At 34.8% G+C, this 3,750-nt stretch carries 1 protein-coding gene and 1 pseudogene; both read left to right on the top strand.

Going from position 1 to position 3,750, the window contains the following annotated elements; genetic code table 11:
* Window positions 1–182 precede the first annotated feature (182 nt).
* A pseudogene (locus COZ07_RS01760) lies at window positions 183–485 on the top strand (DNA gyrase subunit A); the annotation flags it as partial.
* On the top strand, window positions 477–3,750 hold a 3,274-nt coding region (locus tag COZ07_RS01755), incomplete at its 3' end, for a DNA gyrase subunit A (protein WP_406606878.1). The pseudogene COZ07_RS01760 and the gene COZ07_RS01755, both read left to right, overlap by 9 nt.

Genomic DNA, 3,750 nt, shown 5'->3' with positions numbered 1-3,750 from the left:
GAGAATCGGAGAATCGGTAAATAGGTCAATCGGGCAATTGGTCAATTGATGAATTGGAGAATGGTTAAATTATGAAAGAAGAAGATGTAGAGAATTTAAACCAGAAAAATGAGAAAGAAGGATCAGTCGTTAAGGGAAAAGATTTGCTAGTCGATATAGGAGAGGAAGTAAAAGAGGCTTATCTCAGCTATGCGATGAGCGTAATAGTGGGTCGAGCCTTACCCGATGTTAGGGATGGATTAAAGCCAGTCCATCGCCGGGTATTGTATGCCATGGGAAAATTGGGTAATACTTCCGATAAGGCTTACAAAAAATCTGCTCGAATTGTAGGGGAAATACTTGGCAAATATCACCCTCACGGTGATGTGGCAGTATATGATACTATTGTGAGGATGGCCCAAGATTTTTCTTATCGTTATCCTTTAATAGATGGACAGGGAAATTTTGGCTCGGTCGATGGTGATTCTGCTGCCGCGATGAGATATTGTGTAACTGGTGATACTTTACTTTTAAGCGACAAAGGCATTATTCCGATTAGAGAGATTTCTAATGAGAAGGAATGTGACATAGACTTAAAAATCTTGAATTATGAAGGCAAAAAAAAGAAGGCAGTTAAATTTTTCAACTCAGGCCAGCATAAGACCATAAAAATTACCACTGAACAGGGATATGAATTAAGGGGTACCTATAACCACCCTATTCTCTGTTGGGAGGTCAATAGATTTGGCATACCTGATTTCACTTGGAAGTTATTAGAAGATATAGACAAGAATGATTATGTTTTATTAAGTCGAGGAGCAGCCCTATTCAGCTCAAAAGATTTGGATTTAACCAAGTACTTCCCCAAAAATAAAAGTTATAAGGATGTTGGACTTCCTTATAAAATGAATAGAAGTCTCGCCTTTTTATTGGGAGCCATAGTTTCAGACGGGTCATTTCACCAGAAACAAATATTATTTAATAATAAAGATTTTGATTTTTATAACAAAATAAAAAAGATTATTAAGAAACAGTTTAAAGGTATCAAGCTTTACGAAAGAGAGATAAAGGGTGATTGCCGAGAATTAAGTATCTATCAGCAACAAGTGGTTGAGTTTTTGAAGAATATTGGTTTAGAAGGTACTACTTCTGAGAACAAAACTATTCCTTTTAGTGTGTTATTGTCCAGAAAAGACACAATTCGGGAATATTTAAAGGGACTTTTTGAGGGTGATGGTTCAATTGTAGTACATAAAGATAAAAGACATAAGGGAAAGGTTATAGAGCTTGTTTATAATTCTAAAAGTCAAAAATTAATAAAACAGTTAAAAATTTTACTTCTAAACTTTGGAATAGTTACTACTTTTCCTTATCGAGATAAAAGATCTAATTGTTACAAGCTGTTGATATCAGGAGTTGAAAATATTAAGAGGTTTAAGGAGGAAATTGGTTTTTTTTCTTCAAAAAAACAGGCACGCCTTTTAGAGATTGATAGTATCAATGGGAAAAGGATGAGCAAAACCGACTACATCCCCTTCTTGAGTACATATCTGAGACAAAATTATAAAAAAGAGTTTATAAAGAAGCACAATTTTGACCGTTACAATAATCTGAGAAGGTATAAAGATGAATTAATAGGATATCTTCAGGAAACGGATAAAAATTTAATCGAATGGCTATTAGAACATAATATATTCTTTAATAAGATAAAGAAGGTTGAGAAATTAGAAGAGGAAAATGTTTTTTCAATCAGAGTAAGTAGCAAATGTCACTCATTTGTGGCCAATGGATTTATTAATCACAATACTGAAGTTAGAATGTCCAAGATCGCTGAGGAATTGCTGGCTGATATAGATAAAGAAACAGTTATTTTTGTCCCTAATTTTGATAATTCTCTAGAAGAACCGGAGATATTACCCGCCAAAATTCCTCATCTTTTAATTAATGGTTCTTCTGGAATTGCAGTAGGAATGGCCACCAATATTCCTCCTCATAACCTGAGCGAAGTAATTGATGGTGCAGTTTTAATGATTGAAGACCCTGATGTTTCTTTAGATAAATTAATGACTGTAATTAAAGGACCAGATTTCCCTACCGGAGGAATAATTTGCGGTCACGAAGGGATAAGAAAAGCCTTTGAAACCGGGAGGGGGAGTATAAAATTACAAGCGGTAGTATTTACTGAAGGGGTAGATGATGATAAAAAAGAAAAGAAAAACCCTCGCATAATTATAAAAGAACTTCCTTATCAAGTAAACAAAGCCTTGTTAGTAGAAGATATTGCCAGTCTAGTTCAGGAGAAAAAGATTGCTGATATTACTGACTTAAGGGATGAATCAGATAGAAATGGAATGCGGGTAGTTATAGAGCTAAAAAGAGGTTGCAACATTGATATAGTTTTAAATAATTTATATAAACATACTAAAATGAGAATCTCTTTTGGGATAAATAACTTAGCCATAGACCATGGTCGGCCCCGGCTTTTAAACCTAAAAGAGATGCTCCAATGTTTTTTAGAATACCGTAAAGAGGTAGTAGAAAAAAGGACTAAATATGAATTAAAAAAAGCCAAAGAGAGAGCCCACATCTTGGAAGGCTTAAAAATTGCTTTATCTAATATTGATGAAGTGGTGCAAATTATTAAAAAATCCAAAAATGTTAGCTTAGCTCATAGTGCACTTAAAAATAGATTTGGATTAAGCGATATTCAAGCTCAGTCAATTTTAGATATGAGACTACAGCGACTTACTTCTCTGGAAACCGAAAAGATTTTAGAGGAATATCTAGAGTTAATAAAACGTATTGCCTATTTAGAAGATATATTACAAAATAAAAATAAACTTATGATATTAATAAAAGAGGAGTTATTAGACTTAAAAGAAAAATATGGTGATGAAAGAAGGACCAAGATAATTAAAGATGAAGAAGAACCTGATATCGAAGATTATATTTCTGAGGAAGATATTGTAATAACCTGCACCCAGGACGGATATTTAAAGCGCCTTCCTTTGAGTACCTATAGAATGCAGGGGAGGGGCGGCAAAGGAGTAATCGGAATGGGCACCAAGGCCGAAGATTTAGTAGAACAGGTCTTTGTTACCACCAACCTTCACGATATTTTATTTTTCACTAGCAAAGGTATAGTTTATAGAAGAAGAGCTTATCAGATTCCTGAGGGAGGCAGAACCTCCCGAGGGGTAGCCATAGTTAATTTATTGGGCATAGAGAAAGATGAACATATTACTACCCTTATTCCTATAGAGAGCTATGAATTGGCCGAAGAATCAAAAGAAAAAAGCAAAAAGTGCCTGTTTATGGCCACTAAAAAGGGGAAGATAAAAAAGGTCCCCCTTTCCTATTTTTCTAACCTAAGAAATGTAGGAATTATTGCTTTACGTCTTTTCCCCGAGGATGAACTGATTGGAGTAAGGCTTGCCGGAGAGGGGGAAAAGATTATTTTAACTACCGAAAGAGGAAATTCTACCTGTTTTTCAGTGAACCAAATAAGGCCTTTAAGCAGATTCACTTACGGGTTAAAAGGGATTACTATTAACGAAAATGATTGCCTTCTGAATATAAGTTTAGTTGATCTGGAAACAAACGAAGATTTGTTATTAGTTACCGAAGGTGGATTTGCCAAAAGAACCCCCATCAAGGAATTTAGGGAATTAAAGAAGAGAGGTGGCAAGGGAGTAAGGTCTATCAAACTAACCAAAGAAAGGGGTTTGATCGTAGCAGTTAAAGTAGTAAAAGAGGAAGATGAAATAGTCT

The organism is Candidatus Infernicultor aquiphilus (genome assembly GCF_002784285.1).
GTDB lineage: Bacteria > Atribacterota > Phoenicimicrobiia > Phoenicimicrobiales > Phoenicimicrobiaceae > Infernicultor > Infernicultor aquiphilus.
Note: the sequence above shows the minus strand (reverse complement) of the source record. Positions and strands in the feature narration are given on the sequence as shown.